24 protein-coding genes and 1 pseudogene are annotated in these 23,760 nt (G+C 68.7%); 13 read left to right on the top strand and 12 right to left on the bottom strand.

Going from position 1 to position 23,760, the window contains the following annotated elements; translation table 11 throughout:
• Nucleotides 1-58: 58 nt before the first annotated feature.
• Entirely contained in the window at nucleotides 59-211 is a 153-nt protein-coding gene (locus tag Q9R39_RS18085; RefSeq protein WP_165629232.1) for a hypothetical protein, read from the bottom strand.
• Nucleotides 212-385: 174 nt separating this feature from the next.
• Between Q9R39_RS18085 and msrA the strand changes: the two genes are divergently transcribed.
• Nucleotides 386-1,096, top strand: a complete 711-nt coding sequence (gene msrA / locus Q9R39_RS18080) for a peptide-methionine (S)-S-oxide reductase MsrA (protein WP_311277906.1) — start codon at nucleotides 386-388, stop codon at nucleotides 1,094-1,096.
• A gap of 51 nt (nucleotides 1,097-1,147) precedes the next feature.
• Entirely contained in the window at nucleotides 1,148-2,221 is a 1,074-nt protein-coding gene (locus Q9R39_RS18075; RefSeq protein WP_311277905.1) for a winged helix DNA-binding domain-containing protein, read from the top strand.
• A gap of 95 nt (nucleotides 2,222-2,316) precedes the next feature.
• Here Q9R39_RS18075 and Q9R39_RS18070 read toward each other — a convergent pair whose 3' ends face one another.
• A complete protein-coding gene (locus tag Q9R39_RS18070; RefSeq protein ID WP_078111894.1) occupies nucleotides 2,317-3,063 on the bottom strand; it encodes a VOC family protein in 747 nt (248 codons plus the stop codon).
• A gap of 89 nt (nucleotides 3,064-3,152) precedes the next feature.
• Between Q9R39_RS18070 and Q9R39_RS18065 the strand changes: the two genes are divergently transcribed.
• The 5 genes from Q9R39_RS18065 (at nucleotide 3,153) to Q9R39_RS18045 (ending at nucleotide 7,583) form a co-directional block, all read left to right on the top strand.
• Complete coding sequence (locus tag Q9R39_RS18065) at nucleotides 3,153-4,016, top strand: S49 family peptidase (protein ID WP_078111893.1); 864 nt, start codon at nucleotides 3,153-3,155, stop codon at nucleotides 4,014-4,016.
• Nucleotides 4,017-4,413: 397 nt separating this feature from the next.
• Entirely contained in the window at nucleotides 4,414-4,764 is a 351-nt protein-coding gene (locus tag Q9R39_RS18060) for a rhodanese-like domain-containing protein (RefSeq protein WP_058253732.1), read from the top strand.
• A complete protein-coding gene (locus Q9R39_RS18055) occupies nucleotides 4,761-5,798 on the top strand; it encodes a DUF4328 domain-containing protein (RefSeq protein WP_078111892.1) in 1,038 nt (345 codons plus the stop codon). The genes Q9R39_RS18060 and Q9R39_RS18055 overlap by 4 nt, the downstream gene beginning before the upstream one ends.
• The gene (locus tag Q9R39_RS18050; protein ID WP_058253733.1) at nucleotides 5,795-6,604 is read left to right on the top strand and encodes a glycerophosphodiester phosphodiesterase family protein; all 810 of its coding nucleotides are present in this window, start codon (nucleotides 5,795-5,797) and stop codon (nucleotides 6,602-6,604) included. Before Q9R39_RS18055 ends, Q9R39_RS18050 begins: the two co-directional genes overlap by 4 nt.
• Before the next feature lie 55 nt (nucleotides 6,605-6,659).
• On the top strand, nucleotides 6,660-7,583 hold the full coding sequence (locus Q9R39_RS18045) for a DUF5926 family protein (protein ID WP_058253720.1): 924 nt from the start codon (nucleotides 6,660-6,662) through the stop codon (nucleotides 7,581-7,583).
• A 225-nt stretch (nucleotides 7,584-7,808) separates the two neighbouring features.
• On the opposite strand, the gene Q9R39_RS18040 is transcribed toward Q9R39_RS18045, so the two are convergent.
• Nucleotides 7,809-8,345: a ferritin gene (locus Q9R39_RS18040; protein WP_058253734.1), complete on the bottom strand. Its 537-nt coding sequence runs from the start codon at nucleotides 8,343-8,345 to the stop codon at nucleotides 7,809-7,811.
• Nucleotides 8,346-8,430: 85 nt separating this feature from the next.
• A complete protein-coding gene (locus Q9R39_RS18035; RefSeq protein WP_058253735.1) occupies nucleotides 8,431-9,354 on the bottom strand; it encodes an LCP family protein in 924 nt (307 codons plus the stop codon).
• 584 nt (nucleotides 9,355-9,938) lie between these two features.
• Here Q9R39_RS18035 and Q9R39_RS18030 point away from each other — a divergent pair.
• A complete protein-coding gene (locus Q9R39_RS18030) occupies nucleotides 9,939-11,363 on the top strand; it encodes an APC family permease (protein ID WP_058253736.1) in 1,425 nt (474 codons plus the stop codon).
• On the opposite strand, the gene Q9R39_RS18025 is transcribed toward Q9R39_RS18030, so the two are convergent.
• The 4 genes from Q9R39_RS18025 to Q9R39_RS18010 all read right to left on the bottom strand — a co-directional run bounded on the left by Q9R39_RS18025 (nucleotide 11,356) and on the right by Q9R39_RS18010 (nucleotide 15,108).
• Nucleotides 11,356-11,964: a cold-shock protein gene (locus tag Q9R39_RS18025; protein WP_058253721.1), complete on the bottom strand. Its 609-nt coding sequence runs from the start codon at nucleotides 11,962-11,964 to the stop codon at nucleotides 11,356-11,358. The two genes, Q9R39_RS18030 and Q9R39_RS18025, sit on opposite strands and share 8 nt — an antisense overlap.
• Before the next feature lie 161 nt (nucleotides 11,965-12,125).
• A complete protein-coding gene (locus tag Q9R39_RS18020) occupies nucleotides 12,126-13,373 on the bottom strand; it encodes an oxygenase MpaB family protein (RefSeq protein WP_058253722.1) in 1,248 nt (415 codons plus the stop codon).
• Between the two features lie 110 nt (nucleotides 13,374-13,483).
• Nucleotides 13,484-14,281, bottom strand: coding sequence for a CPBP family intramembrane glutamic endopeptidase (locus Q9R39_RS18015; protein WP_058253723.1), 798 nt, complete (start codon nucleotides 14,279-14,281; stop codon nucleotides 13,484-13,486).
• Between the two features lie 74 nt (nucleotides 14,282-14,355).
• Nucleotides 14,356-15,108 carry a DUF2470 domain-containing protein gene (locus Q9R39_RS18010; RefSeq protein WP_058253724.1) on the bottom strand — a complete coding sequence of 251 codons (753 nt, stop codon included), beginning with the start codon at nucleotides 15,106-15,108 and terminating at the stop codon, nucleotides 14,356-14,358.
• 158 nt (nucleotides 15,109-15,266) lie between these two features.
• On the opposite strand from Q9R39_RS18010, the gene pheA reads away from it, so the two are divergent.
• Both pheA and Q9R39_RS18000 read left to right on the top strand, forming a co-directional pair.
• Nucleotides 15,267-16,235, top strand: coding sequence for a prephenate dehydratase (gene pheA, locus Q9R39_RS18005; protein WP_058253725.1), 969 nt, complete (start codon nucleotides 15,267-15,269; stop codon nucleotides 16,233-16,235).
• On the top strand, nucleotides 16,235-16,894 hold the full coding sequence (locus Q9R39_RS18000) for a histidine phosphatase family protein (protein ID WP_058253726.1): 660 nt from the start codon (nucleotides 16,235-16,237) through the stop codon (nucleotides 16,892-16,894). Before pheA ends, Q9R39_RS18000 begins: the two co-directional genes overlap by 1 nt.
• A gap of 101 nt (nucleotides 16,895-16,995) precedes the next feature.
• Here the strand turns inward: Q9R39_RS18000 and Q9R39_RS17995 are convergent, their stop codons facing one another.
• From Q9R39_RS17995 to Q9R39_RS17980, 4 genes are all read right to left on the bottom strand, one after another.
• Entirely contained in the window at nucleotides 16,996-17,496 is a 501-nt protein-coding gene (locus Q9R39_RS17995) for a hemerythrin domain-containing protein (protein WP_058250908.1), read from the bottom strand.
• Between the two features lie 105 nt (nucleotides 17,497-17,601).
• Nucleotides 17,602-17,952, bottom strand: coding sequence for a metallopeptidase family protein (locus tag Q9R39_RS17990; RefSeq protein WP_058250909.1), 351 nt, complete (start codon nucleotides 17,950-17,952; stop codon nucleotides 17,602-17,604).
• 4 nt (nucleotides 17,953-17,956) lie between these two features.
• Nucleotides 17,957-19,090: a septum formation family protein gene (locus tag Q9R39_RS17985; protein ID WP_058250910.1), complete on the bottom strand. Its 1,134-nt coding sequence runs from the start codon at nucleotides 19,088-19,090 to the stop codon at nucleotides 17,957-17,959.
• Between the two features lie 111 nt (nucleotides 19,091-19,201).
• The gene (locus Q9R39_RS17980) at nucleotides 19,202-19,993 is read right to left on the bottom strand and encodes a PaaX family transcriptional regulator C-terminal domain-containing protein (protein WP_311277904.1); all 792 of its coding nucleotides are present in this window, start codon (nucleotides 19,991-19,993) and stop codon (nucleotides 19,202-19,204) included.
• A 73-nt stretch (nucleotides 19,994-20,066) separates the two neighbouring features.
• Between Q9R39_RS17980 and Q9R39_RS17975 the strand changes: the two genes are divergently transcribed.
• The 3 genes and pseudogenes from Q9R39_RS17975 to Q9R39_RS17965 all read left to right on the top strand — a co-directional run.
• Nucleotides 20,067-21,716, top strand: coding sequence for an acyl-CoA dehydrogenase family protein (locus Q9R39_RS17975; protein ID WP_311277944.1), 1,650 nt, complete (start codon nucleotides 20,067-20,069; stop codon nucleotides 21,714-21,716).
• A pseudogene (locus tag Q9R39_RS17970) lies at nucleotides 21,712-22,746 on the top strand (crotonase/enoyl-CoA hydratase family protein). Before Q9R39_RS17975 ends, Q9R39_RS17970 begins: the two are co-directional and overlap by 5 nt.
• 336 nt (nucleotides 22,747-23,082) lie before the next feature.
• Nucleotides 23,083-23,760: hypothetical protein (locus tag Q9R39_RS17965; RefSeq protein WP_311277903.1), on the top strand; the 678-nt coding region annotated here is incomplete at its 3' end.

The following is a 23,760-nucleotide window of genomic DNA, read 5'->3' as shown; positions in this document are numbered from 1 at the left end:
CAACGATGCGAGAGTGCGTCGGCTGAGAGCTGACCAGGCCACATCGAGGCGGCCGGGTTCAGATGAGGACGAGCAGGATGAAGACCGCGATGAGCGCGAGAATGGTCAGGGCGCTTGTGCGGCAACTCCTCGCGACGTCGTAGTTGGCGCGTGGGGCGGTCCGACCGAGCCCGGGGGCGCGTCGGAGATCTCCGGTCGCGTGCGTCGCCATCGTCGCCTCTCGTCCATGGAACGGCTGCACATCCCTGCCGGCGGACGGGCCGCGATGGCGTTCGAGTGATCGGTATCACAGTGCCACGGATGTGACCGCCATCATAAACAGACTCGAACGGTCAGCTCAACTCGTCGTCGCCGGGCCGTATCCCACCGCGCGTAGACTCGGCGCATGCCATGGCTCGACCAGCTCTTCGCCGCCGGTTCACGCAAACAGGATCTCGTCGCCGCCGACGCTGCACTGCCCGGCCGCTCGTCCGAGATCACGGTCCCGGGCGAGCACCTCGTTCTCGGAACGCCCATGCGCGGTCGGGCCGAGTCCGACGGCTCCCACGTACACGGCATCGGACGCTTCGACGACGGCCTCGACGCGATCGTCCTGGCCGGTGGCTGCTTCTGGGGGATCGAGGAGATCTTCTGGCAGGTCCCCGGTGTGTACACGACCGCGGTCGGATACGCGGGCGGGTACACGCCGAATCCGACCTATGAGGAGACCTGCACCGCGCGGACCGGTCACACCGAGTCGGCGCTGGTGGTCTTCGATCCGGCCGTCGTCGATCTCGAAGGCCTGCTGAAGGTCTTCTGGGAGTCGCATGACCCGACGCAGGAGATGCGTCAGGGCAACGACATCGGCACCCAGTACCGGTCAGCCGTGTACGCCCTGACCGACGCGGACCTTGACGTCGTCCGCAGCACCGCCGCAACCTTCCAGACCGCACTCGACGCTGCGGGCGAGGGTGCGATCGCCACCGAGATCAAGCCGCTGGCGCAGGCGGGCGACGGACGGTTCTACTACGCCGAGGACTACCACCAGCAGTATCTGGCGAAGAACCCGCATGGATACCGCTGCCATGCCGCGACCGGTGTCGCCTACCCCGCCTGACGTCGCGGTGCGCGGTCGTACCCATCGGTCGCAGACCCGACGAGACACGCGGTGACCGAACGGATCTCGCTGCGGCAGTGGAATCGCACCCTGCTGCAGCGCCAGCACCTGCTCACCCGCGTCGCGGAGGACGCCATCGAGGTCCTGGACCGCTGCGTCGGACTGCAGTCCCAGGACCCGCGGGCGGCGTTCTTCGGATTGTGGTCGCGGATCGCGGATTTCGATCCCCTCGAGCTGGACGATCTGTTGACCGACCGCAAGGTCGTGCGCATGACGCTGCTGCGCGCGACGATCTTCCTGATCGACGCCGAGGACGCACGCTGGATTCGTCCACTCGCCGAGCCCACGCTGCGGCGTGGACTCACCGACATCCACGCCCAGCGACTGGTGGACGCCGACCCGACGCACGTCGTGCGGTCCGCCGCCGAGATTCTCGCGGGTCGCGAACTCGCCGTCGCCGACCTCGGGAGCGAGCTGGTTGCCCGCCATCCGGCGGAAGATGCGTCGACCCTGACCGCCATCGCACGGTGCGGGCTGCCACTGGTCCAGGTCCCCCCGCGTGGTTTGTGGCGCGGGCGGGGCGCTCCGACGTACCGCCTGTTCGACGAGTGGGCCGGCCCGGGCGAGCCGGCCGTCGTCGACGACGAAGCCCGTGCCGATCTCGTCCGGATGTATCTGCGCGGGTTCGGCCCGGCCACCGTGAAGGCCATCCAGACGTGGTCCGGGCTCACCCGGTTGCGACCCCTCGTCGAAAAGCTGGAGGCGGACTGGGAGCTCGTCCGGCTCGACGGCCCGAACGGCGAGGTTCTCTACGACCTCGACGGTCTCGCCCTCGCCGACCCGGATGCGGCGGCGGCGGCGCGGCTGATCGCCCCCTTCGACCACGTGATCGGCGCCCAGGCCGACCGAATCCGGGTCGCCGACCCGGAGATGTACCGGCGCACCGTGACTCCCAATGGCCGGTCGCCCGGATTCGTGTTCCTCGACGGATTCCTCGCGGGGACATGGTCTCTCGACGCCAAGGACGTTCCGGCGGTCGAGTACCTGCGTCCGGTGACCGCCGCCGAACGGCGCGAGGTCGACGCCGAGGTCGATCGGCTCCGTGAATTCCTGGTCGATACCTGAAGCTCGGAGCGGCAGGGCCCGGCAGATGTCGCACATCGTGGCGCCGAGCGCAACGACACACTACGTCTGCGGACCGGATCGAAGGAGCCCGCGACTCAATCGCCGGTGCGCGGGTTCCGCGAGGTGATGCAGTAGCGGCGACCGACCGGATCCGCCATCGTCGTCCAGTGCGGGAAGTGCTCGATCGCGCGGGCGCCCCAGTCCTCGTGCCGTGCGACCTCGTCGGGGACGGAATTCGTGGCGATGTCGAGGTGCGCTGTCGCCACATCGTTGTCTGACTCATCCTGCTTGCGCTGCAACAGGATTCCTAGGGTCACCGCGGGGTCGCGGCGAAGCGCGACCAGCTCGGGCCGACCCCGGGGCTTCGTCGGCCAGCCGGTGAACCCGGTCCAGAAGTCGACCTCGGCGTCGAACATGCCGGCGGGGATGTCGATGCACAGCTGGTCGATGATGCTGATGGTGTCGCCGGGCCAACGGATGGGCCGCGACCGCTTCGATTCGCCCTCCCACGGCACGAGGCAGAACACGAAACCGGCGGGTGACCGGAGGGTGAGGTGAGTCCCGGCGTCGACGACGAGGGTCGCACCGAGTGCCTGTGCCTCGGCGGTGGCGGCGTGCGGGTCGTCGGTGTGGATGTCGAGGTGGACTCCACCCGGTCCGTCGTCGATCCGCTGGACTCGCAGATGCGGGTCGCCGTAGAAGGGCTCCAGCGAGGCGAACTCGCGGTGCTCACCCCGCGGCGGGGAGACCGTGCTGCCCGAGATCGCGCGCCAGAAGGTCACCTCGCTGCCGAACACCTCCGCGGGGAAGTCGAGGAATGCGCTGAGCCACCGCACCTGCACCCGGCAGATTCTACGGTGCGTCCCACGTCGCGGACTGTCGCGGCGCGTGGGAAAACAGCAGGCGGGTCGCCGTCGTTACACTCGGACAGATGACTGCAGGACCGCTGGGGGCGGTGGGGAAGAAATTCTCGAAGGCGCGGACCGAGCAGGTCGCGGTCGTCCGTCTCGACGGCCCGATCGGGATCGCGGGGATGGGCAAGCACGGCGTCAACACCGAGTCCGTCGAGCCGGTTCTGAAGAAGGCATTCGCCACGGAGCGATTGCGGGCCGTCGTGGTCGTCATCAACTCGCCCGGTGGCTCGCCGGCACAGTCGGAGTACATCGCCGAACGCATCCGCCAGCTGTCGGCGGAGAAGGGCGTGCCGGTCCTCGCGTTCTGTGAGGACGTCGCGGCCTCCGGCGGCTACTGGATCGCCTGCGCGGCCGACGAGATCTTCGCCGCCCACACCTCCATCGTCGGCTCGATCGGGGTCGTGTCGTCGGGCTTCGGTTTCTCGGCGGTGCTCGACCGCTTCGGTGTGCAGCGCAGGCTGTACACGACCGGCGAGAACAAGGCGCGACTCGACACCTTCTCGCCCGAACAGCCCGAGGACGTCGAATGGCTGAAGGAATTGCAGGCACAGCTGCACGAGGCGTTCATCGCGTGGGTCAGGCAGCGCCGCGGTAAAAAGCTGACCGCTTCCGACGCGGAACTCTTCAACGGCGACGTGTGGATCGGTCACCGCGCCGCGGAACTCGGGGTCGTCGACGGGATCGGCGTGATGCGCTCGGTCGTCGCCGAGCGGTACCCCGACGCCGAGATCACCGTCGTGGAGACGCCGAAGCCGCTGCTCATGAGACTCGTGGGAAGCCAGACATCGGTTGCCGGATTTGCGGAGAGCGTGACGACCGGCATTCTGGCTGCATTCGACCGCGCCCCGTCGTTGCGGCTGTCGCTGCTCCACCGGGACTGAAAGGCCCGATCACAGCCCGTTCACATGGTTTTGCTTGTGAATTGTCCCCACGTTATCCACAGGTGCTGTTCATCGAAGGAAGAGTTCACGACGTTCCGGCGTGTGCACTTTCGTGAATTTCCTACGCGCACATTCGGCTAAACGAGTGATCGCGGTCACAAGCCGCGGGCCGGTGGCCAGCGTTTTTCCACAATTCCACAGTCTCATCCCCAAGTAGACGGTCAGTGCGCGAACGAGGGACAAATGTCCAGGACGTACATGTGGATAAATTTATGTAGGTCTACATAGCGCGTTGCTCCACACCCGTCTCGGTGATGACAGCGGGGCGCGCGGGCAGTGGTCCGGTCGAGCTGCCGCCGCGCCCGGCCGTCTCTGTGCCACCATGGAAAACGTGAGCATGGGCGACATCACTCAGGTGCCGGTGACCGACCTTCCGGATGACTTCACCGGGCAGACCGACGCGGTGATGCTCGACGTCCGTGAGGACGACGAATGGGCGTCCGGTCACATCCGGGGCGCCGTGCACATCCCGCTGGCCGAGGTGCCCGGCCGCCTTGCCGAACTCGACCCCGATCACGATCTGTACGTGGTCTGCCATTCCAGCGGCCGATCGATGCGCGTGCTGCAGTACCTCGCGCAGGTCGGTTACGACGGGATCTGCGTCCGCGGCGGCATGCTCGCCTGGCAGGAACACGGCAAGCCCGTCGAGATCGGTGATCCACGACCCGAGGGCGACGCCGGCCGATGATCGACCTGTGCCCGCGGTGTCGAATCCAGGCACCGCACCGTCCCGGCCGTAAACACTGCCCCCGATGCGGCGGACCGCTGAGCGTCGTCGAGGATGCCGCGCGGGCGCTGGCCGCCCGGCAGACGCCGGCACGATCGCCGGCGCCCGGCGCGGTGCGCCCGCCGCACGTCCCGTCTCGCTCCGGCCCGGCCCCGGTGTCCGCCGGACGTCTCTACCGCAGTCGCAACGTCCGGTGGGTGGCCCGCCGCCCACCCGAGGCGATTCCTGCCCGCCGCGGCCCCTCGGGTCGACGTGGCCCCCGACTGATTCCCCGGTACGTCTACATACCCACCTGGGGTCTCCACGACGAACCGGCGGAGGTCGACACCGCGCACCAGAAACTCGAGAGTTCGCGTGTCCGACTGCAGTTCGCCCTGAACGTGGCGGGCTCTGCGCTGGCCGCGTCCGCACTGGTCCATCTCGTGCGCTACCTCCTGCTGGTCGTCAACCGTGACCGTCCGCTGCCCGAATTCCTCATCGTCGCGTCCGACTGGCTGACCGTCTTCGTCGGTGTCGTCGCATTCCTCGGATTCGTCCTGGCGACGCTGGCTTTCATGCGCTGGGTCCTGGAGTTGCGCGCGGACACCTACGCCGCGGCCGGTCTCGTCGACCCGCGCCGGCCCGGTTGGGTCGCCGCGCTCGCCGGCCTGCCGCTGGTCAACCTCATCGGTGCGCCGCTGGTGGTGCAGGAGGTCGCCGTGCATCGGGTCGGCCAGGACCCCGCGCTCGATGCCGACCTCGTCGGCCGACGACTCCGCAAGTTGTGGGTCGCCTGGGTGGTGGTGAATGCGGCGGCCGGTGCGGCGATCATCGCCCGGCTCGTCGCGTGGCGCTCGGACTCGCTGCAGACCGGGGCGAACGCGATGGTGATGGTCATCGTCAGCGCAGCGGTCTCGGCTGCCTTCGCCTTCTGGATGGCACGCCGGGTGCGGACACTGTTCGACGCCGCCGCGGCGGCCCCGGTCCCGACGAGACGGTGGGTGGCGGTCGGATGAACTCAGGGGTGAACGTGGGCGCGGCCGAGAAGGTCTCCCGATCGGGCAAGCCGGCGGTGGTGGCGCACCGCGGGGCGTCGGGCGACTGTCCGGAACACACCCTGGCCGCCTACGAGCTGGCTCTCGCACAGGGTGCGGACGGCCTCGAGTGCGATGTCCGGTTGACCGCCGACCACGAACTCGTGTGCGTGCACGACCGGACCGTCGACCGGACGTCCGACGGCTCGGGGATCGTCAGCGAGATGACGCTCGCCGAACTGCGCGAGCTCGACTTCGGGAGCTGGCATGCGGCTGGTGGACCCGCGTCGATCCTGACGCTGCGGGAGCTGCTCACGCTGACCCTGGACTGGCGCCGACCCGTCCGCCTGTTCATCGAGACCAAGCATCCGGTGCGGTTCGGCAGTCTCGTCGAGCAGAAGCTCCTCGAGATGCTGCACGAGTTCGGGGTGGCGACGCCGCCGTCGGCCGATCACAGCCGCGCCGTGGTCATCTCGTTCTCGTCGGCCGGGGTCTGGCGGATCCGACGCCACGCCCCGATGCTGCCGACGATCCTCCTCGGTGACACCGCCCGGGTCCTGGGTGGGGGCGCCGCGACCGCCGTCGGGGCGACCGGCATCGGGCCGTCGGTGATGACCCTGCGGCAGTACCCGGACCTGGTCGATCGCGCCGCCGCAGCCGGTCGGGTCACCTACTGCTGGACCGTCGACGAGCAGGTCGACGTCCAGCTGTGTGCCGATCTCGGTGTGCGATGGCTGGCCACCAACCACCCGGCGAAGGTGCGCGACTGGCTGGTCACCGTCGACTGAGCTGCCGCCCGCACGACCTGTCGGGCGCCGCGGGCCGACGTGAGAGAGTGGACCGATGGGCAAGAAGAGCAAACGGGGTAGTGGACCACGTCCGGGAAGCAATCGCGCCGAGCGCGTCGCAGCACGTAAGGCACGCCAGGCCGCAGCTCTGGCGCCGCCGCCCCGGCCCTTCGCCGGGTTCGCGTCCGAATGCGATTTCGTCGCGCTGCGGACCTTCGTCGCCTCGGCGACTGCGCGGTTGGAGCTCACCGAGCCGGCCGGTTCCCGCAACGACGTCTCGATCGTGACGATCCTGCCGGGCGCGGTGCCTGCTCTCGCGCGCGACCTCGACGGTGCGACAGAGGGTTTCGTGGGTCTACAGACCGACCCCGATCGCTCGGCGCTGACCGTCGAACTCGCCGCGGCCATCGCGTGGGCCGCTCACGCCGACGCCGGCAGTGAGTTCGACCTCGAAGCTGCCGACGAGGCCCCCAGCCTCGACGAGGTCGTGAGAACCGACGCCACCCTGGACATCACGGTGCACCAGGACTTCGGCTGGTGGTTCGTGGAGGGCACCGAGGTCCCGGCGGAGATCACGGCAATGTTCGAGCGCGCCAACGACTCGGTGCTGCCGACCGCGCGGCTCGTGGTCGACAGCGGCGCCGGTGCGCCCTGGTGGGTCGATGCGGGCGAACGTGCGCACCTGCGCTGGATTCGACCCGAGCCGGAGGACGACCTGATGTCGGCGATGGCCCGGCTCCACGCGGCCGGTCATCTGACGATGGGTGAGGGTTCGCGGTTCGCCGGATCGTTCCGCACCCACGGGTTGCTCGTCCCGGTCTTCGACCTCGACAACGAGATGCACCACGAAGAGTGGTACGCCGGTCTCAACGAGCTCGATCGCCGCCTCGCCGAAGCACTCGCCGACACCTCGCCGCTGACGATCGAACAACGCAGCTCCCGCAACGGCATTCGCGGTCGCCAGGTCACGCTGCGCTGACCGTCGTGGTCCGTAATCGCGCTGTTTCTGCTCCCTGAGAGCCTTCTTCTGCTCCCTGAGGTGCGAGCGAAGCGAGCCACGAAGGGGCGTGGTGACGTCCGTCGCCAGCCCTTCGTGGCTCGTCGCTTGCGCTCCTCGCACCTCAGGGAGCGAGGGTTATGTCGTTCTCTCGGATCTGGAGCGGGGGTTTCGCGGCTCTTTCGGATTGGGGCGGATGGAACTCCGTCAGATGTTCCCGCCGGCCGCGACCGGTGCGGTGGCGTCGGATGTCTTCTCGCCGTTGAACTCTCGTTCGACGAAGTTCTCGAGGTCGAAGAGGTTCCCGTTGCAGCGTTCGGCGATGGTCTGCAGGGTCGTCATGGTCGCGACCTCCTCGACCTGTTCCTTGAGGAACCACTGCACGAACTGCTCGCCGAGGTAGTCGCCGGTGTCGCGGGCCGACTTCGCCAGGTCGACGACCTGCTGGGTCACCGTCTTCTCCTGTGCGAGAGCGAGATCGATGGGCGCACGGTAGTCCTCGAACCGGTTGTTCGGTGCCGGGATGCCGGGGATCTCGACCTCCATGTCGCGGTCGAGGAAGTACTGCACGATCATCATCGCGTGATTGCGCTCTTCGACGGCCTGGCGGTAGAAGAGCTTTGCCAGCTGGGGCATGTCGTGGTTGTCGAAATAGGTGGCGACCGCGATGTACTGCTGCGAGGCGTAGAACTCGTTGCTGATCTGGTCGTGCAGCAGCTGATGGAACTTCGTGTGTTCGGACATGCGGCCCATCGTAGAGCCGAAAAATGGCTCTCACCAGCAAGTTCAGGCTAAGTAAGGCAAGTCTGGCCTGCGTTTGGCGACCCTTTCACGACGGCCCGCCGGTGTCGACGAGAAGCTCGTCGGGGACGGGCTGACCTGCGCGGAGGTAGCCGAAGAACTCCTCGGTCTGCTCGGTGACGGGCAACGCCAGTCCTTCGTCGGTGAAGGTGCCCTCGCCGGCCGGCGTCGTCGTCGTGATGGGGTCGCGCAGCGCGAACATGAGGGACGCGAGGTTCCAGATGTGATCTCGCTCATCGACGGTGAGCGCGTCGATGGCGCCGCCGACGAACCCGAAGAGTCGGAACGGGTTGAGCAGGACCGACGGACTGGTCGCGCGAGACACGAGTGCGGCGAGGAACTTCCGCTGATTGACCACGCGCTCGAGGTCGGCGCGCGGGAATGCGCGGGTCCGGACCAGCCCGAGAGCCTGCCGACCGTCGAGACGATGACAGCCTTTCGCCAGGCGCAGACCGGCTTTGGGGTCGTTGAGCGGTTGGTCGAGACACATGTCGACGCCGCCGACCGAGTCGACGAGGGTGTCGAATCCGCCGAAGCCGATCTCGGCGTAGTGGTCGATGCGGATGCCGGTCAGGTTCTCGACGGTCTGCACGAGCAGCGCCGGACCACCGATGCTGAACGAGGCGTTGATCTTCAGGCTGCCGTGGCCCGGCACCTCCACGTACAGGTCGCGCGGGATGCTCACCACGATCGCCTTGCCGCCGCCAGGCGGGTTGTGGACGAGCATGATCGTGTCGGTGCGGGAGCCGTCGGCGTCACCCGTGGCCAGCGCCCGGCGTTGTTCCTCGGTGAGATCGGATCGCGAGTCGGTACCGACGATGAGCCAGTTGGTGCCGGGGGTGTCCGACGGGCGTCCGGCGTAGGCCGGCAGGGCGTCGATCCGGTCCAGTCTCGTGTCGTAGTAGAACAGCAGTCCCACACTGCCGAGGACGACGACGAGCAGCAGGATCATCAGGATCTTGCCCACCCGGACCGCGCGGCGCCCCGTGCGCCGGGGCCGGCGAGGACCGGCCGGCCCCGGGGTCGCGGGCGGACGTCCGACGGACCGGTCCCGGTCGCGACGGTCGCCACGCGGCGGACGAGGTCCACGAGACCGATTGTCGGGGATCGGCTCCGGCTTCTGGGTGGGCGCATACCCGCCGGGAGCGGGCCGCGCCGATGGTGGCGGCCGATCGGCCGGGGACGGGTGCGGGGGCCGGCCGGTGGGACCGGGGCCCGGCGCCCGGCGCGGGTCGGGACCGCGTGCAGGGATCCGCGGCATGGCCTGCGGATGAGCGGACGGACCGACGGCACCGGGAGGAGGGCGGTGGCCTTGTCCGGGTGGTGGCCCCGGGCGCGGAGACGGGCCCGCTGGCCGCCCGGGCGGCATCGGCGGTCCGGGGCGACCTCGCCGGAGGATCGGCGGGTCCTGCTCGTTCATCCCAACCAATGTACGCATGGGCGGTGGCCACGGATGTCGGTCGGTTGGTTGCCGACGTGGCGTCGAACCGCCCACCTGAGGTCTCGTTCCGGACCGAACGGGGTACAGGACACGCCATGACCGACAAACACGTCGCCGACGCCACGTCGCAGGACTCCGGGAACGATGACGCCCGGACCGACGGCGGGCACACCCCGCTGCGTCGCGCCATCACCGGCAAACTCCTGTTCCTGTTCATCCTGGGCGATGTCCTCGGTGCGGGCATCTATGCGCTCGTCGGGGAGGTCGCCGGTGAGGTCGGGGGAGCGATCTGGGTGCCGTTGGCGCTCGCCCTCGCGCTGGCGATGCTGACCGCGGCGTCGTATGCGGAGCTCGTCACCAAGTACCCGCGGGCCGGCGGCGCGGCGGTGTTCGCGCGGCACGCGTACCGCCATCCGCTCATCTCTTTCCTGGTGGGGTTCTGCATGCTGGCGGCCGGTGTGACGAGCGCCGCCGGGTTGGCGCTCGCCTTCGCGGGGGACTACCTGCAGGTCTTTCTGGACGTGCCCACCACCGCGGCGGCGCTGGTGTTCCTGCTCGCCGTCGCGGCGCTGAACGCCCGCGGGATCACCGAGTCCCTGCGGGCCAACGTGGTGATGACCGTGGTGGAGGTCTCCGGACTCGTGCTCGTCGTCGTGTTGGCCGGGATCGTGCTGGGTCGCGGTGACGGTGAGCCGCAGCGGGTGCTGGAGTTCACCGACGAGACCACCCCGGCTCTCGCCGTGCTGGGCGCGGCGTTGCTCGCCTACTACTCGTTCGTCGGGTTCGAGACCTCCGCGAACATGGCCGAAGAAGTCCGTGACGTGCGGCGGGTCTATCCGAAGGCGCTGTTCGGTGCGCTGATCGCCGCCGGCGTCGTCTACGTCCTCGTCGGTCTCGCCGTGTCGGTCGTCGCGCCACCGGAGCGCCTGGTGGAGTCGTCGGGCCCGTTGCTCGAGGTCGTCTCGATCGCCGATGTCGGGATCCCCGACCAGCTGTTCTCCCTGATCGCGCTCATCGCCGTCGCGAACGGCGCGCTGCTCACGATGATCATGGCGTCGCGCCTGACCTTCGGCATGGCCCGCGACGGGTTGCTGCCCGGTGCGCTGGCGAAGGTGCTGCCCGGTCGTCGGACACCGTGGACGGCGATTGTCGCCACCACCGCCGTCGCGATGATCCTCTCGGCAACCGGGACCGTCGCGGCACTCGCCGAGACGGTGGTGCTCCTGCTGCTGTTCGTGTTCGTCAGCACCAATGTCGCCGTCCTCGTCCTGCGCCGCGACCGCACGGACACCGACCACTTCCGGGCGCCGACGATCCTGCCCGTGCTCGCGGTGATCTCCTGCATCGTCCTGATGACGCAGCAGAGCGCGTCGACCTGGTTGCGCGCGGGCATCCTGATCGTCGTCGGACTCGTGCTCTATCTCCTCGCGCGTGTGACCGGGTCGGGTGGGCGCCGGGTCAACGACGACGACATCGACGACGACATCGACGACGACGATCGCTCCGGGCGCCTCACCTGACGCGGATGTTGTTCGCGCGGTAGTCGTATCCGTCCTGACTCGCTCGCTCGTACTGGAATTCGACGGTCTGCCCCGGCACCAGGTCCCGGAAACCGGTACCGACGATCTCGCTGTAGAACGCCCACGCCCCGCCCGGGGTGGCGTCGGAAGCGAGTACGCCCCATCCCTCTTCGCCGTTCCACGACCGAACGGTCCCGGTGGTGTTCGGACCGAGGGTAGTTGGTGGCGGTGACGTCGGTGTGTCGGTGAGGGCGGTCTCCTCGATTATCGTGAGTCCGTCCGGTCCGGCGTCACCGACGCTGTGCCACAGGGCAGTTCGGAACACGCCATTGTGCTTCGGATCCGGCCGGGCCACCTCGGTCGGCCAGACCGAGAGCGCCACATATCGGCATCCGCTTTCCGCTGGCACAGCTATCGCATGGTCGAAGTCGACGACGGTCCCCGGACGCAAGCCCGGCAGGGACAGCTCGTCGAGATTCTGAACGGCCCGAACACGGACGACGAAGGTGGACACGTGGACGGTGCCGGACAACGCTGGTGACTCGATGACACCCCAGCCCTCGTCGTGGTGCCATTCGCGGATCATCCCGGTCGTCGACATCGGTCCACCGTAGGCGCCGGACCCGTGGCGCGACAGTGAATTTCCGTTGGGGCACTTCGCGTCCGGGTGGGGCGAACGCCGCTAGGACAGGGGTGCAGGCTGAGGCCTGGGAAAACGTGGGATCTCGAGCCCGGAATCCGGACGCGGCGTCATACGGCTTCTCAACGCTCCGCGAGCGATCCGATCTCGGGGGCGTCCGGGCCGAAGTGGCGGAAGAGTGCGCGGCGTCGGGAACGGGTGCCGGCCCATTCCAGATAGCGCGGACCGGCCGGTGTTCGTGCGATGACCTGGTAGACAACAGTGTTGCGGACCCACGCGAGACCGAACGCCCACGGCACCGCGGGGCGGAGACCGAGGTCGCGCATGCCGCGCACGCCGAGAAAGCCCTGCAGCATGCTCAGCAGGCGGGCGCGGGTGTAGCGCGCGGCGAGGCGGGGGAACAACCGGTAGTGCAAGCGGCTCTGGGCGTCGACGATCGCTGTCGTGAGGGCCGCGCCGGCGTCGGTCACGTCGTGCTGCGCCAGTAAGACCGCATAACTCAGCTGATGCTGGTCGCGTTCGGAGTCGAAGAGCCAGTCGTCGTCGACGCCGATCAGCCAACCGACGTACTTCCAGAGGTGCATGAGGGCGCGGGAGTCGTCACGGCTCACCGGGACGCCGAGGGCGCGGACCCCCATCATCAGTGCGCCGCTGAAGAGGTTCAGCGTCGCGGCGAGGTCGGACTGGTTGATCGGCAGACCCCACTGGTCGATGTTCCAGCGGCCGTTGTGTTCGTACCGCTCGTTGACCAGGGCGTGCATGAGGCGCACGTGGACGGTGAGTCGCCAGCCGTCGCCGTCGCGTGCCATCCCGCCCGGTTCGCCGACCGCGATGGCCCAGGTCTGCGTCTCGCCGAGTCGTCGGATGACCGTGTTCCCGGTGAGGCCGCCGGTCGCGACCAGCAGGTCGGCGGGACCGCCGAAGCGGTAGCCGCCGATCAGGGAGAGCTGGAGCAGGACGTCGTTGGCGTTCTGGCCGAACCGTCGGTAGACGGCGGCCCCGCGGTCGCAGAGAGCGGGATCGACCCAGTCCGGTGTCTTCTCGACGAGTGCGAAGAAGTCGCGCAGGGCGTCGGGCGCATCGGAGGGCATGTCGCCGGCGAGGGCCCGCTCGAACTGGCGCATCGTGACCCGGCCGTCGGTGTCCCGCGGGAGGCGCATGGCCCGAACCAGCGCCGCGGCGGGTTCGTCCCGTGTGCGCAGCCGACGCCCGAGCTCCGCGAGCTCGTCGTCGCCGGGTTCACGGAGGTGGTTGTAGACCTTGAGCAGTCTGCCGATGCGCCGGCCGCGGGACTCGGCGGCTCGATGGCGTCGCGGGAAAGGGAGGCTCGCCGGCTCGGCGGTCGGGTCGGACGGCGCATCGACGGTCATGAGACGAATCTAGCGAATCATCTCACTCCGTTCAATGGTGGCCGGTAGGGGTGCACGGTCGGAGTGCGCAGTCGACGGGAAAGGCCGCACGGTCGACGATGTCTCGGTTCTCAGCCGACCCAGGACAGATGGTCGCGGAGCAGTCCGTAGCCGACGAAGGCGACCACATCGATGACCGCGTGGGCGATCACGAGGGGCCAGACGCGGCCGGTGACCTGGAAGAAGCGCCCGTAGACCACGCCCATGACCAGATTCCCGAGTCCGCCGCCGAAGCCCTGGTACAGGTGATAGCCGCCGCGGAGGATCGCGCTGGCGGCGAGCGACGCGTTGTCGGACACGCCGAGTTGTCGCAACCGGGTGATGAAGTACGCGACCACCACGATCTCCTCGGCGGCGGCGTTGCCGATCGCGATGAGCACCAGAACCGGCCACTCCCACCAGGTGTCGGCCTGGCTGGGCACCAGGCTCGCGTTGAGGCCCAGGGCCCGGGCCACGGCGACGAGTCCCAGGCCGGGCAGGCCGATGACGGCGGCGAGGACCAGTCCCGAGGGGATGTCGCGGCGCGGGGTCCACCGACCCAGACCGACACGTGACAGTCCGATCCCGCTGCGCCACAACAGGTATATGCCCAAGGCGGCGATGGCGAACAGTCGGAGGCCGCCCATGATCTGCCGGACGGCGTCGATGAGACCGAGGTCGGAGCGGCTGGGATTGAGTGCGACCGTGGTCTCGCCGATACCGCCTGCGAGCTGCGCCTCGAGCAGTGCGAGTGCCGCGGACAGCGCCGAGAACGCGAATGTGAGGACACCGACGATGACCAGTTCGACGATGATGCCGCGTCGTTCGGTCCGGTCGGTGACGACCGGGATGCCGTGGGGCGACGGTGTGAGGTACTCGCGCAAGGCCATGCCGGTCAGCCTAGGACCCCGCGATCCGTGGTGCGGATGCGTGATCCGCGGGCGGCGTTGCTACGGAAGCCGGGTCAGTCGGGCATCGAGTTCAGGAACGGGCAGCCCGCGAGATTCCGCAGCGCGCGGGACAGTTCGAACACGTCGGAGACCGGCCGCGCGAACGGGAGGCGGACGTCGGAGTCGCTGTCGAGTCCCTCGATGCGGAACCGGATGCCGAAGCGATCGAGGCCGAGCGGCCGCACCCGTCCGGTGCGCAGCTCGACGGGAAGCTTGCGGACCAGTTGTCCGACGATGTCGGCGTGGTCGCTGTCGAGATGTTCGAGCCAGCTGCCTTCGTGCTCCCAGAAGGGGTCGGGGTCGGCGTCGGCGAGCTCGGTGGCCGACACCGACGCCGCGCCGTCCGAGGACGCGATGACCGCGGTGTCGACCTGCAGGCGCATCATCGACGCGCCGTGTCCGATGTCGAGGAGACCGTCGTCGGGGTGTTCGCCCGCGATCTCGATGGCCAGGTCGCGTTCCAGGTCGCGCGGGACCTCGTGCAACGTGCCGTTCAGCCAGATCACCGAACGCACGCGTTCACGCAAGTCGATGGGTGCCCAGTCGGTGACCTCGAGCATGGCGGGCACGCCCTCGGCGCCGTCGACGGTCCGCATCGCGTCGCCGTCGGTGGGGACGAGGACGAAGGCCTGGGACTCGAAGAGGTGCACGACGTCGATCGGGGTGGCGTCCGCGCCCTCGACGGCCAGGATGGCGGAACCGCCGCGACGACAAGCCGTCTGGATCATCTCGGCATCCGTGGGGCGGTCGGTCGTCGTTCTCGTCATGACAGTCTCTCCGGTCGGCGTCGCGGGGCGCGGGTCGTATGAAAGGTAACCCTAACCTAAATACCCGGAGCGCACGCGTCAATGGTTTCGACACCCCTGCGTAGAGCCTGGGACACATGCGCGAAAGGGTCTCGGCAGGCCTGTTCCACTAGGCTCGTGTGGTGCCTGTGATCGCCTACTTCGGCCCGCCCGGAACCTTCACCGAGATGGCGCTCGACGCGGTCCTCGCCGAACAACAGTCCGCGGACGGCCTCGACCTGTCGGGCGGGGTCGACCGGGTCGCCGCGTCGAGTCCGGCCGCCACCATCGCCATGATCCGCACCGGAGATGCCGACTACGGCTGTGTGCCGATCGAGAGTTCGCTGGAGGGTTCGGTGCCGGCGACGATGGACGCACTGGTGCCGCCCGCGGCAGACGCCGTCGACGGTCGGGTGCAGGCCTTCGCCGAGACGGTGCTCGACATCTCGTTCGCCATCGCCGCAGCCGCGCCGATGGTCGCGGCCGATGTCCGCACGATCGCCGCCTACCCGGTTGCCTCCGCGCAGGTGCGTCAGTCGATCGGTGGGCTGTTCCCCAACGCCGAGTTCGTGATCGCGAGCTCGAATGCCGCTGCCGCGCAAGACGTCGCAGCCGGGAAAGCGGACGCCGCGGTCACGACGGGGCTCGCGGCGCGCCTGTCCGGACTCGTCGTGCTGGCCGACGGTGTCGCCGACGCGCGGGAGGCGACCACGCGATTCCTTCTGGTCGGCCGACCCGGGGTTCCGCTGCCCCGCACCGGCGCCGACCGGACCTCGGTCATCCTCGAGCTGTCGAACGAACCGGGGAGCCTGATGGCGGCGATGAACGAATTCGCTTCGCGCGGAATCGACCTCACACGGATCGAGTCGCGCCCACAGCGTGACGAGGCCCAGGGCCGCAGCATCACCGGCCGGTACCGGTTCTTCCTGGACGCGGTCGGACACATCGACGATGCGGCCGTCGCCGAAGCCCTTGCCGCCCTTCACCGCCGATGCGAGCGGGTGGTGTTCCTCGGCTCGTGGCCCGCGGCGCGCACCACCGGCTCCGCGCCGCCGGACCACACCGAATCGCTTGCATGGGTCGACTCGATGCGTCGGGGAGGGAAGTGATGGCGCGGCTGCATCTGGTCCGTCACGGTGAGACCACCTCGAACGTCATGCGCCGCCTCGACACCGCTCTGCCCGGTGCCGCACTCACCGATTTCGGTGCGCGACAGGGTGTTCGGTTCGGTCTCGAGAACGTGCCGGAACAGCACGCGGTGCTGCTCAGTTCACGCGCGCTCCGCGCCCGGCAGACCGCCGAGCTGATCGGGTCGGTGTGGGATGTGGAGACCGCGGCGATCGACGGCGTGCACGAGGTCCAGGCCGGCGAGCTCGAGGACCGCTCCGACCGCGAATCGCATGAGGTCTTCCAGGACATCATGCACCGCTGGCACGCCGGCGACCTCGACGCACGCATCCCCGGCGGCGAATCCCTCGCGATGGTCTACGACCGGTACCTGCCGACGGTCGAGGACCTCGCCGACATGTACCTCACCGGCCCAGACCAGCGCGATGTGTTCCTGGTGAGTCACGGTGCGGCCATCCGCCTGATCGCCGCGCGCCTCGCCGGGATCGACTCCCGGTTCGCCGCGGCGACCCACCTCGGCAACACCGGTTCCATCGAACTCGAGTACTCCGACGGCATCTGGGTGTGCACGCGATGGGGCGCCACGACGGCCCCGTTCGAGATCGCCGACGAGCCGCTGGTCGACGAACCGATGGGCTGACGGCGTCCCTCCGTTCCCTGAGGAGCGAGCTTCACCCCGTTCCCTGAGGAGCGAGCTTCACCCCGTTCCCTGAGGAGCGAGCTTGCGAGCGTCACGAAGGGTTACTTGATGATGGCGTCGACCGTCTTCTTCAGCGCCGACGGTTGCGACGGGCGTCGGGGAGCCTTCTCCCGCCGGCGCAGCATCTCCTCACCGATCTCCCGGAGTTCCTTGCGGCTCAGCGCCTCTCGGACCTTCGGGAACCACTCGTCCTCTTCCTCCTCGATGTGGTGCTCCACGTTCTCGATCAGGACGGTGGTCTTGGCGTCGAACCGCTCGTTGTCCGGTGAGAGAGCGGCCAACTCGACGACGAGCACGTCGGCGACGTGGTGCTCCTCGTAGGACTCGAGGATGTCGTCCTCGAGATCGGGGACCCGCTTGCGGATCTCGGGGTACATCACCTCGTTCTCGATGTAGGTGTGCACGGTGAGGGCCTCGATGATCTTGTCGACGATCTTGCCCTTGGTCTTCACGGCGTTGTCGCCCTGCGACCTGAAGTCGCGGAACAGTTTGCGGATCTCCTTGTGGTCGTCCCGGAGGATGACGATGGCGTCTGAGGACATGGACGTACTCCTGAGATAGAGGGCTGCTCGATCTGCTACCCCTCGTACCGCGTTCCGCCGCAGGTCAAACATCGAGTCGGCGGAATCGGGGCGCCGGCCACACCACTAGCCCCAACCGTTGGCGTGCAGCCACTCGTCGTCGATGCCGAAGTGGTGTGCGATCTCATGGACGACGGTGACCGCCACCTCGTGGACGACCTCCTCCCGCGAGTGGCACATCGCGAGGATGGGGTCGCGGTAGATGGTGATGGTGTCGGGCAGGAATCCGCCATAGTCGGTGGTCCGCATCGTCAGTGCCACACCGTGATACAGCCCGAGGATGCCGGGTTCTTCCGGGTTGTGCGGTTCGACGAGGATCACGACGTTGTTCATGGCGTCGGTCAGTTCGCCGGGGATGGTGTCCAGCGCGTCGGAGACCAGCCCGTCGAACTCGTCGTCGGACATGTACACGGCCATCGGGTCAGCCCGCCGGGGCCGGTGCTTCGGCGGGGTTGGGCGCGATGCCCGGCGGGAGCGGCACCGGCGTCGGCAGGGCCCGGCCCGGGGGCGCCTCCGGAGGTGCGACCGGCGCGCGCCCGTTGATCAGCAGCGCGCCGCCCTTGGCGTCGCCCACCAGGGTCGCGAAGCCGCCGCGCTTGTCGGGTAGCCCGAGGTAGCACACCACCTTGCGGCTTCCGGCGAGCCAACTCGGCTCGCTGAGCACCGACCACTGGACGTTGAGCGTGGTCGCGTCGAGCTGCTTGCGCCCGCCCACGAACCGTTCGGCCTGGACCGGGCAGATCGAGCCGAGGTAGCTGTTCTGGGCGCCGGTCGGCGGCCACGGCTTGTTCGACATCCGGTCGCCGAAGCGGACCGACAGATCGACGATCCCGGTCGTCTGGAAGGCATGCGGCTCAGCACAACTCACCGCGAAACCGGTCGGGGCGCGCGTTTCGGGATCGATGCCGACGCAGGTGCCCTCGGGCCAGACGTACGACTGGTTCTGGTCGGCGACCCGGCCGGAGAACTGGACCGGGGCTCCGTCGGCGCCGTTCTCCTGGACCCCGCACCGCAGCTGACGCGCGCCCTTGTCCCACTGCACCTGGGAGGGGTACATCATCCCGACGGCGAAGCGTCCCTGCGGGTCGAGGCGCCCGGCGAGATACTGGTCCACCATCACCGGGCACTGTTCGTCGCGGATCGTCGCGAACCGCTCGGCGCCGGGCCAGAGAGCGTCTTCGCCGAACTCCGCGCCGGGGATCAATGCGGTGTCGATGGCTCCCGCGACCTCGAAGCGGTGTTTCTGCTCGCACGGCACATCGACCGGCTGGCCGGGGTTGCCGGCCGGCCAGTCCAGACAGTCGCCCGCGACCGACTTGGTGAAGGCGTTCTCGACCAACCGCTCACCCTCGCCGATGTTGCTGCCGCCGACGCTGCCGCTGTCGTCGAAGACCCCCGCAGCGAAGGCGATCCCGCCGGCCACGAGTGCGCCGACGACGATCGCGCCCAGGACCACGAAGACCGGGTTGCGGGCGAAAGCGCCTGGTCGGCGAGGTCCGCCGGCCGGTGCGTCGGCGTCGGCGGGGTGGCTGCGGTCGGGGTCGGGCGCGTTCATCGGGATCCATCATGCCTAACGGATCGGACGGGGCACACCCTCGTGCGCCGATGGCCGGACCGGGCCGATGCACCGCATGACCGCGCCGGTCGGGTTCGGAGACCCGGTTCCTCACTCCCCGTCGGGTGCCAGGTGCCGGGCGGTGAGTCCGGTGAGCTCGCTTCGAAAGCCCTCGTACCCCTCGCGGAGCCGGTCCCCGGGCCAGGCGTCGGGGAGGAGTTCCGCGGGCAGGAGCGGGTCGCGGAGGATGTGCCGCACGATGGCGGCGGCGACCTCGAATCGATCGGCGACCGTCGCCGCGGCGGCGAGTGCGTCGAGCAATTCGTCCGCGGTCGCGGCCCAGGTCGACGGCGTGAACAGTCGTGCGGCCAGCTCGGTCGACGCCTCCTCGGGAGCCGCCCGGAAGAGGCTCAGACGGCGGCGCAGTTCGGGTGGGAGCTCGATGTCGAGGTTGGCCGGGCGGGCCCAGACGCCCTCCCGGATCTCGCCGAGCCGGGCCTTCCGCAGCGTGTCGCGCAGCAGGGCTCGTTCGGTCGAGCTCTCCGAACCGATCGTCACGATCGCGAGATCCCAGCTGCCGTCCCAGTCCCGTCGTGCCGGATGGAGTGCCCGATCCTGGCGCTGCTGTCGTTCGACCAGGCGGGGCGAGAGTCGGCATCTGCCGTCGATGCGTTCCAGGTCTCCCGCCGCGACCAGACGCGTCAGCGCCACCCGCACGGTCGATTCGCGGAGCCCGAGCTCGGTGGCCGTGGCCAGGAGCCCGTTGGTCGACGCCTCGGGGGAGTCGAGGCCGAGGAGGGCGCTGAGGATGACCGATCGCGCCGTGAGCTTGGGAATGTCCACGCGTCCGGGCACGGCGTCGATGCTATCGGGCGGGATCGGCTCGGCGGCGACGACGGGCATTACAAGACTCTGGCGCACCGAAGAATCATGTAATACCGTGGATCACGACCTCGACCAGGAAGCGGGTTCCGCCATGTCCACCCACGTCGTCACCAATCAGGTCCCCGAACTCGTCGACTTCGACGCCGCGGACACTCCGGCCATCTCCGAGGCGGTTCACCGCGCGGGCGCCGACCACATGCTCGAGGACCTGCACCGTATCGGCCGTCTCGCCGGTGGTGCGGAAGCGCTCGGGTGGGGCGACCTCGCCGAGTCCCACCCGCCGGAACTGCGGACCCACGACCGCTACGGCAACCGGGTGGACGAGGTCACCTACGACCCCGCCTATCACCACCTCATGCGGACGGGTATCGGTTTCGGTCTCGGTGGTACCGCATGGTCGGACCCGAGCCCGACGGCGCACTTCGAGCGTGCGGTGAAGTCGAGCGTGTGGGGTTCGGTGGACGCCGGGCACGGCTGCCCGTTGTCGATGACCTACGGGGTGGTGCCGGCACTGCGGGCCAACCCCGAACTCGCCGGGCTGTACGAGCCGCTGCTCGTCTCGACGACCTACGATCCCGGTCTCCGGGTGCCGCTGTCGAAAGCGGGGCTGACCGCCGGAATGTCGATGACCGAGAAGCAGGGCGGCTCCGACGTTCGCGCGAACACCACCACGGCCGTCGTCCAACCGGACGGGACGTACCGCATCACCGGCCACAAATGGTTCACCTCCGCACCCATGTGCGATGTGTTCCTGGTGCTGGCGCAGGCGCCGGGAGGTCTGTCGTGCTTCTTCGTGCCGCGGGTGCTGCCCGACGGATCCCGCAACACCTTTATGCTGCAGCGGCTGAAGGCCAAGTTGGGCAACCACTCCAACGCGAGCAGCGAAGTCGAGTACGACGACACAGTCGGGTGGCTCGTCGGTGACGAGGGCCGCGGGGTGGCGACGATCATCGAGATGGTGAACATGACCCGCCTGGACTGCACTCTCGGCTCGGCGACCGGCATGCGGGTCGGCGTCGCCCAGGCCGCCCATCACGCCACCCACCGCCGGGCCTTCGGCGCCGCGCTCGTCGACCAACCGCTGATGCGCAACGTGCTCGCCGATCTCGCGGTCGAGTCGGAAGGGGCCACGATGACAGCACTGTGGCTCGCGGAACTGACCGACAAGGCGACCGCAGGCGACACCCGGGCGGATGCGCTGCGGCGGATCTCGCTGGCGGTCAGCAAGTACTACGTGTGCAAACGCGCCCCGATCCATGCCGCCGAAGCGCTGGAGTGCCTGGGCGGCAACGGATATGTGGAGGAGTCACGGATGCCGCGGCTCTTCCGGGAGTCACCGCTCATGTCGATCTGGGAGGGGTCGGGGAATGTGGCCGCGCTCGATGTGTTGCGGGCGATGGCCAAACAGCCCGACACGGTGACCGTGTTCCTCGACGAGATCGACAGTGCGGCAGGGGCGGATCGGCACCTCGACGCCGCGGCCGACGAACTCCGACGCGAGCTGGGCGACCTCGACGCGATGCAATACCGGGCCCGGCGGGTCGTCGGCCGCATGGCCCAGCTCCTCCAGGCCTCCCTGCTGGTGCGGTACGGCCATCCGGCGGTCGCCGACGCGTTCGCCGCGAGTCGGCTCGGCAACGACCGGGGGGACGTGTTCGGCACCCTGCCGTCGGGGATCGACACGGCGTCGATCATCGAACGGGTGACGCCGAAGACCGTGCAGGACAACGTCCGTCATTGAGTCGTCCGGCTCGCGGCCGGCCGCGTGGCGCGACGACCTGCGCGACGGTGCGGACTCGTTGTTCGCCGGCCGCGCCGGACGCGAGCCGGATGCCGACTACCGCACGCTCACCTACGAGGTCACCGGCCGGATCGCCCGTATCACCTTCAACCGACCCGATCAGGGCAACGCGATCACCGTCGACACCCCGTAGAACTGTCGCACGCGGTGGAGCGCGCCGATCTCGACCCCGGTGTCCACGTGATCGTCGTATCCGGGCGGGGCAAGGGTTTCTGCGGCGGATACGACCTGTCGATCTTCGCCGAGAACGGCGGCGACCCGTCGCAGGACGTCGATCCCCATACCGTCAACCCACGGACCGGCACCGTGCTCGATCCCGTTGTGCAGGCACGCAATCACGACCCGGTCCGCACCTGGGATCGATCCCATGATCGACTACGCGATGATGAGCAGGTTCAACCGCGGTTTCGCCAGCCTGCTCCACGCGAACAAGCCGACGGTCGCCAAGCTGCACGGGTTCGCCGTCGCCGGCGGGACGGACATCGCCCTCTACGCCGACCAGATCATCTGCGCCGACGACACCAAGATCGGCTATCCGCCGACCCGGGTGTGGGGCATCCCCGCCGCGGGGATGTGGGCTCATCGGCTCGGCGATCAGCGCGCCAAGCGACTGCTGTTCACCGGCGATTGCCTCTCGGGCACACAGGCGCACGAGTGGGGGCTGGCCGTCGAGGCGCCCCCGGCGGACGAGCTCGACGACCGGACGGAGGCATTGCTCAAGCGGATCGCCCGCATGCCGATCAATCAACTCGTGATGGCCAAACTGGCGCTCAACAGTGCGCTCCTGGCCCAGGGCGTCGCGAATTCGGGCATGATCAGCACGGTCTTCGACGGCGTCTCCCGCCACACCCGCGAGGGCTACGCCTTCCAGCAGCGGGCCGCGACCGTCGGGTTCCGGGACGCCGTCCGCGAACGCGACGAGATCAACGGCGACTGGAAGCGTGCCCAATTCCGTTCGCCGACAGAGTGATCGACGCCGCACTGACGTGAGCGAAGTGCGCCCCGCTCTGCTCCCTGAGCTGAGGAGCGTCCGGAGCTTGCGGAGGGCGCGGCCCCCACCGCCCCCTGAGTCTGAGGAGCGTCCGGGGCTTGTGGAGGGCGCGTCACGAAGGGTCCGGCGTCCGAGGCGGTGCCCCCCGGTGCACCCCTCCGGCGTCTGTGACTGGTGGGGTTTCTGTTCACCACAGTCCACCACGGTTCACCGCTGGGGTGCGAGTGACAGCGACTGTAGTGCAACAGGATTCGATGACTATGAGGCCTGTGGAGAATTCTCGTCGTCGAACGTGATTGCGAGTAGCTTGGTGTTATGCCCTCGATCACCGAACTCCGCGACACCCTCATCTCACTGCCGTCACCACCCGACGACGGCAGTGGCTGTGCTCTGCACGAGCGGCTCGACGAGCTGCGGATGTTGCGCAACGTGCTCGATCATCAGATCGCCGTGCACGTAGCGCTTTTTGACGCATTAGGTGCCGCTGGGCGGGCGGGGTCGACCGCACGGAACGCGTTGATCGAGATGGGCATGCCGCCCGCGGCCGCGTACCGCTATGTGCGGATCGCCGGTGGGTTGGAGTCGGTGCCGAAGGTCGGAGACTGTGCCGCCGAGGGTTATCTGTCTGCCGAGTGTGTCGACGCGGTGATCCGCGGGCTAGCGCTCATCGACAAGCGTTCTGCCACAGCGCTGTCCGACGGCGATCGCAGCGGATATGAGAGCGAGTTGCTTGCGCAGGCGTTCTCCGGAGCCACCCCGGCCCAGATCGACGACCACGCCCGTGGGATCGCCATCCGGGTCGCCCCCACCGACCCCAGCATTGTGGCGGCGGCCGATGACGCATCGCTGAACGCCGTGCATACCAGGATCACCGAGGAGGGGCGGGTCGCGATCGCCGGAGATGTGACCGCGGTGGTCGGGGAGAAGTTCGTGTCCATGATCGACGAACGGTCCTGTCCGCGTCCCGAACCCGACGGCGCTGCCGATCGTCGA

This window comes from Gordonia sp. AC31, from assembly GCF_031844505.1.
In the GTDB taxonomy this organism is placed as follows: Bacteria; Actinomycetota; Actinomycetes; order Mycobacteriales; family Mycobacteriaceae; genus Gordonia; species Gordonia hongkongensis.
Note: the sequence above shows the minus strand (reverse complement) of the source record. Positions and strands in the feature narration are given on the sequence as shown.

What these genes read in the sequence shown, in the direction of transcription:
- Q9R39_RS18055 (WP_078111892.1), top strand. Translation starts at nt 4,761, where the DNA reads ATGATCGACCTGTGCCCGCGGTGTCGAATCCAGGCACCGCACCGTCCC.
- Q9R39_RS17985 (WP_058250910.1), bottom strand. Translation starts at nt 19,090, where the DNA reads ATGAACGCGCCCGACCCCGACCGCAGCCACCCCGCCGACGCCGACGCA.
- Q9R39_RS18060 (WP_058253732.1), top strand. Translation starts at nt 4,414, where the DNA reads ATGGGCGACATCACTCAGGTGCCGGTGACCGACCTTCCGGATGACTTC.
- Q9R39_RS17980 (WP_311277904.1), bottom strand. Translation starts at nt 19,993, where the DNA reads ATGCCCGTCGTCGCCGCCGAGCCGATCCCGCCCGATAGCATCGACGCC.
- Q9R39_RS17995 (WP_058250908.1), bottom strand. Translation starts at nt 17,496, where the DNA reads ATGTCCTCAGACGCCATCGTCATCCTCCGGGACGACCACAAGGAGATC.
- Q9R39_RS17990 (WP_058250909.1), bottom strand. Translation starts at nt 17,952, where the DNA reads ATGGCCGTGTACATGTCCGACGACGAGTTCGACGGGCTGGTCTCCGAC.
- Q9R39_RS18015 (WP_058253723.1), bottom strand. Translation starts at nt 14,281, where the DNA reads ATGGCCTTGCGCGAGTACCTCACACCGTCGCCCCACGGCATCCCGGTC.
- Q9R39_RS18025 (WP_058253721.1), bottom strand. Translation starts at nt 11,964, where the DNA reads ATGTCGACGACCGGGATGATCCGCGAATGGCACCACGACGAGGGCTGG.
- Q9R39_RS18050 (WP_058253733.1), top strand. Translation starts at nt 5,795, where the DNA reads ATGAACTCAGGGGTGAACGTGGGCGCGGCCGAGAAGGTCTCCCGATCG.
- Q9R39_RS18035 (WP_058253735.1), bottom strand. Translation starts at nt 9,354, where the DNA reads ATGATCCTGCTGCTCGTCGTCGTCCTCGGCAGTGTGGGACTGCTGTTC.
- msrA (WP_311277906.1), top strand. Translation starts at nt 386, where the DNA reads ATGCCATGGCTCGACCAGCTCTTCGCCGCCGGTTCACGCAAACAGGAT.
- Q9R39_RS18030 (WP_058253736.1), top strand. Translation starts at nt 9,939, where the DNA reads ATGACCGACAAACACGTCGCCGACGCCACGTCGCAGGACTCCGGGAAC.
- Q9R39_RS18020 (WP_058253722.1), bottom strand. Translation starts at nt 13,373, where the DNA reads ATGACCGTCGATGCGCCGTCCGACCCGACCGCCGAGCCGGCGAGCCTC.
- Q9R39_RS18040 (WP_058253734.1), bottom strand. Translation starts at nt 8,345, where the DNA reads ATGTCCGAACACACGAAGTTCCATCAGCTGCTGCACGACCAGATCAGC.
- Q9R39_RS18085 (WP_165629232.1), bottom strand. Translation starts at nt 211, where the DNA reads ATGGCGACGCACGCGACCGGAGATCTCCGACGCGCCCCCGGGCTCGGT.
- Q9R39_RS18010 (WP_058253724.1), bottom strand. Translation starts at nt 15,108, where the DNA reads ATGACGAGAACGACGACCGACCGCCCCACGGATGCCGAGATGATCCAG.
- Q9R39_RS18045 (WP_058253720.1), top strand. Translation starts at nt 6,660, where the DNA reads ATGGGCAAGAAGAGCAAACGGGGTAGTGGACCACGTCCGGGAAGCAAT.
- Q9R39_RS17975 (WP_311277944.1), top strand. Translation starts at nt 20,067, where the DNA reads ATGTCCACCCACGTCGTCACCAATCAGGTCCCCGAACTCGTCGACTTC.
- Q9R39_RS18065 (WP_078111893.1), top strand. Translation starts at nt 3,153, where the DNA reads ATGACTGCAGGACCGCTGGGGGCGGTGGGGAAGAAATTCTCGAAGGCG.
- Q9R39_RS18000 (WP_058253726.1), top strand. Translation starts at nt 16,235, where the DNA reads ATGGCGCGGCTGCATCTGGTCCGTCACGGTGAGACCACCTCGAACGTC.